We start from the raw sequence: 4,394 nt of genomic DNA, 5'->3' as shown, positions 1-4,394 counted from the left end.
ATGTGGCCGATCTCGGGCTCGATGCTGCTGCGCCGTCGGAGCGCCTTCGCCAGCGCCGGGGTCAGCCCGCGGCGGGTGCCGCTGATCAGGACATGGGTGTGCTCGACGGCGTGACCCTTGTAACCGCGATCGACAACGGCGCGTTTGGCTGGGCGGCCGGTGAGGATGGCCACCTGCTCCAGCGCCTCACCGAGGGTGTGGCCGTCGTAAGGGTTCCCCGGCAGCGAGCGCGTGCCCACCACAAACCCGCCCTTCAGCGTGGTCGCGATGCTGACCTTGGTGCCGAACTCGTAGCGGACGCGGGCCTTGCCTTTCGAGATGCAGTCGACCTCAGGCTCATGGAGCGAATAGATCTTGCCCGGGTCCTTCGGCCGCTGGTGGAGCAGCCGGGACACCAATGCGAGCTTGTCGAGCACTTGCTCGCGCAGCGGTCCCTCGGGGATCTCGTCGAACTGCCGCCGGATGTCCCGCATCACGCGGCCGGTGTAACCCCTCAGCGTTCTCAACGCCTTGCGCATGCGCCGGAACTGCTTCGCATGCGCATAGCGGCCGACCTGCGTCGCCAGCCGCGGCGCGAGGCGCGCGTAGCTCTGCCGCAATTCGATCCCGGCCTCGCGCGCCAGATCCACCAGTTGGCGCCGCGCCCGCTCGTAGAGCCGGGAGTCCGTCGGATGCGCGATGTTTTTCTCCATGACCGTCGTGTCGACGGCGACCTCGTCCAGACTCGCGTCCTCGACCGCGCCGGACTTGCGACCCGCCTCGATGGTCTTCGTCAGCAGCCATTCTACGCCCTCTTCCCCGATCCGCTTCCGCCAGCGGGTGAGCGAGGTGGGGTCGATCGGCGGACGGTGCTGAAAGAAGGTCTCGCCGGTGAAGTGCTGGAAGTACGGGTTCTCCACCCACCTGGCGACCGCGGCCTCGTCCGAGAGCCGGAACGCGTGCTGCAGATAGAGCAGACCAGCGACCAGCCGCGGCGACGTCGCCGGACGACCCGTAGTGGACGGGAAGAACCCGGCCCATTCGCGCTCGAAGAACTCCCAGTCGATCAGCCCCGCCAGCGTGACCAGCTCGTGGCGCATGTCGATCATGTCGACAAGACGCGGCCGGAAGAGATCGTTCTGCTCGGGTGGACGGGGACGGTGCTTCATGCGACGGACCGGAATTGCAGGGTTCTGGACCGAATCCTAAGAAATCCTGCAGGCCATGGCGACAGAAACCTCGGCTTTCACGCACTGAATCAACCACTTCGGTGTTGTTCAGGCCGGACTACATCGCGAAGGACACCCAGATCTTCGCCCGCCAACTCGGTCTGAAGCCCTGCTTCACCCCGGTCCAGAGCCCGCAGAGCAACGGCATCTCGGAGGCTTTCGTGAAGACGCTGAAGCGCGATTACGTCCAGGTGACGCCATTGCCGGACGCACAGACCGCTCTCGGATTGATCGGCGCCTGGATGGAGGACTACAACGAAAACCACCCGCATTCAGGGCTGAAAATGCGCTCGCCCCGCGAGTTCATCGCAGCCCAAACCGCAAACGCCTGAGTGTCCGGTGAAACGGGGGCAAAACCAGGGTCGGCTACGCGGGCCTTAGCTGCCGCCCGCTGTACACGCAGGGCGGTAGATTGTTTCGAACGCTGCCGATATATATCGGTCAGATTCTTTGTTGGAGTACACCTTGCAAATTCGTATCCGCCTCGCGTCGGGAGAACCAGCATCTGTCGGACTGCGACTGGACAAGTCGCAGTCCGACGGGCTTTGCCGCTGGACCGCGGAAGACGTTTTGCATGAACTTACGATCACCACGACGGAAGCCGGCCGCATCGTGGGCGTCGAAATGTCCGGGGATATCGGATCGACGCCGGACGAGATCGGCGAAGCGTTCATACAGGCGTTCGCGGAGCGATCAATCCAAGAGGCTGCGGGCATAGAGGTCACTGAGGAATCCGCAGACGGCTCGTCCGAGCCCTTCCCCTACGATCCGGAGTTCATCCGAGTCGACACGAAGCCTTTCAATATCAGCCTCGTCTACGACATGATCAAGGACGGCGACATCAACCTGTCGCCCGATTTCCAGCGCCAATTTGTGTGGACGGATGTTGGCGCCCGGTCGCGACTCATAGAATCGATAATGCTGCGCATTCCACTGCCAGTATTTTACCTCGCCCAGGACTATGAGGGACGCCTGCAGGTGGTCGACGGACTGCAGCGGCTCACCGTCATCGAGCAATTCCTCGACAACAAACTGCGTTTGCGCGAACTGGAGTATCTTAAGGACGAGGAGGGCAAGGTCTTCCGCCACGACGATCCGGGGCGCTGCATCGACCAGCGTTACCGAAAGCGGATTATGCAGACGCAGATCATGATGAACATCATCGATGCCCAGACGCCGGTAGACGTAAAATTCGATATTTTCAAACGTATTAATCAGGGCGGTCGGCCGCTCAACGCTCAGGAAATCCGCAACTGCATGTCGTCGCCGGAGACACGGAAGCTCTTGCACAGCCTGTCCCGGTCACCAGACTTTCTGGCGGCAACTTGCTCGAGCGTGGGCACCGTGCGCATGCAGGATCAGGAGATCGCGCTTCGCTTCGCGGCGTTCCGACTGTCGGACCTTGAGTATCAGGCGCCATATGCCGGTAACATGGAGCGCTTTCTCGACCAAACGATCGAGACGCTCAATCGCAATCCGGGCGCGTTCGATAAACTGGTCCCCGCCTTCGAGCGCGGCATGCGCAATAGCTCGCACCTCTTCGGCGCCTTCGCATTCCGGAAATGCAGTCCGAATGACCTTCTCCCGGGTGCCCGACGCAGGCTTATGAACAACTCTCTGTTTACGACTTGGTCGGTAGTGCTAGCCGAGCTGGAAGAGTCGGAGGTTCAGACGGTCAAGCCCGGGAGTTTTGCCGAGATCGTTGCTCAAGAACTCGACGGGGACTCCAACTATTATGACAGCGTCTCGTTTGGAACGAATGATCGGCGTCGGTTGCTCTATGCGTTCGAAAAGGCTCGAACCCTCTGCACGGAGCATATCGGATGATTAACGACATTCACCTGACTAATTTCAAATGTTTCCAGAAAGTGAAAATACCACTCAAACGGCTTACCGTGCTGAGCGGCGGAAATGGTGTCGGCAAGTCGAGCGTGATTCAGGCGTTGCTGCTTCTCCGTCAGGCTGGCGATCAAGCCCGTCTGCTAGCCGGGGCCGTTGATCGTACTGATGGGAAGCGTCAGCTTTTTAGTATTCATCTCAATGACACGTATAGGCTCAGCTTAGGGAATAGTGCCACACTCACGAACGCGGACATCGACTCTGACACTGTTGTTCTGGGAGTGTCCAGCAACGACACCGAATGTATCATGTGTGGCTTCGAGGCGAGCACTACCAAGCCAACGACGAGTATTGCTTGCGTAGAGGCGTCGGAGGACCTGCTCGAGCGCGCGAGCGTCTTCTCAATCTTCCAACGAGAATTTCACTACCTCGTCGCAGAGCGGGTCGGTCCGCGTGACCTGCAGCCGATGGCCGACCAGCTCTTCACCTCCACTGGATACGAAGGTGAATTCACGGCCTTCGCGATTTCTCAGGCAGAGGCGGAGAGCCGCATCGTAGCGCCGACCTTATGTATCGAACCTGAATCCAAACTCTTTCGTGTCCAGCTTGAAGCCTGGATGGGGCGGATGGTGCCGGGAGCACAGATTTTCACGACGCCTCATCCTGATCTTAATCGGGTGCAAATGGCGATCGGCCGGCGGGGCGCGACGGCGAAAGCACTTCCCCCAGCCAACACGGGCTTCGGAATCAGTTATGCCCTGCCGGTGGTCGTGAGTGGGCTGCTCGCGGCTCCAGGAACGATGCTGATCGTCGAGAACCCTGAGGCCCACCTCCATCCCGGCGCTCAGACCGCAATTGGAATCTTCCTCGCCTCGGTGGCCTCGGCGGGCGTTCAGGTCCTTGTCGAGACCCATAGCGAGAATGTCCTGAACGGTGTCCGCCTAGCTGTGTTGCGGGACATCATCCCGCACGATGATGCGAACTTTGTATTCCTGTCGCTCGGAGAGGGCCCGGGCCAGCCCATCCTTCACCCGATCACAATGGACAAGGCAGCCGAGCTCACGAGTTGGCCACCCGGCTTCTTCGATCAGCAGGGCGCAGACTTGGCCGAGATGATGAAGGCTCGCCGAGCCATAGCCGCTCAGGCCAAGGTCTGACGGTCAAACATGCCAGCAAACCTCATCCACAGCGTCGAACGATATTATCCGCCGCCAGAGGTGGCGCGTGAGGCGTTGATAGGGCGTCTCGAGGCGCTGATCGAGCTCGATGATGAGCTACGCGAAGCTGGGTATCCGAAGTTCGACAGCAAAAGGCTGGATTTGGCCTGCCTCGCTCGCGCCACCCACG

At 60.7% G+C, this 4,394-nt stretch carries 4 protein-coding genes and 1 pseudogene; 4 read left to right on the top strand and 1 reads right to left on the bottom strand.

Annotated features, from left to right (window positions below; genetic code table 11):
* On the bottom strand, positions 1–1,148 hold a 1,148-nt coding region (locus tag FG154_RS20090; protein WP_145111834.1), incomplete at its 3' end, for an IS5 family transposase.
* A 119-nt stretch (positions 1,149–1,267) separates the two neighbouring features.
* Here FG154_RS20090 and FG154_RS20085 point away from each other — a divergent pair.
* From FG154_RS20085 to FG154_RS21275, 4 genes and pseudogenes are all read left to right on the top strand, one after another.
* Positions 1,268–1,540, top strand: a pseudogene (locus tag FG154_RS20085) (integrase core domain-containing protein); the annotation flags it as partial.
* A gap of 121 nt (positions 1,541–1,661) precedes the next feature.
* A complete protein-coding gene (locus FG154_RS20080) occupies positions 1,662–3,035 on the top strand; it encodes a DUF262 domain-containing protein (RefSeq protein WP_145111830.1) in 1,374 nt (457 codons plus the stop codon).
* Entirely contained in the window at positions 3,032–4,204 is a 1,173-nt protein-coding gene (locus tag FG154_RS20075) for an AAA family ATPase (protein WP_145111827.1), read from the top strand. The genes FG154_RS20080 and FG154_RS20075 overlap by 4 nt, the downstream gene beginning before the upstream one ends.
* Before the next feature lie 9 nt (positions 4,205–4,213).
* Positions 4,214–4,394: hypothetical protein (locus tag FG154_RS21275; RefSeq protein ID WP_222120590.1), on the top strand; the 181-nt coding region annotated here is incomplete at its 3' end.

The organism is Cereibacter sediminicola, assembly GCF_007668225.1.
Lineage (GTDB): Bacteria > Pseudomonadota > Alphaproteobacteria > Rhodobacterales > Rhodobacteraceae > Cereibacter_A > Cereibacter_A azotoformans.
This window is presented reverse-complemented; position numbering and strand designations above follow the sequence as displayed.

What these genes read in the sequence shown, in the direction of transcription:
- FG154_RS20075 (WP_145111827.1), top strand. Translation starts at nt 3,032, where the DNA reads ATGATTAACGACATTCACCTGACTAATTTCAAATGTTTCCAGAAAGTG.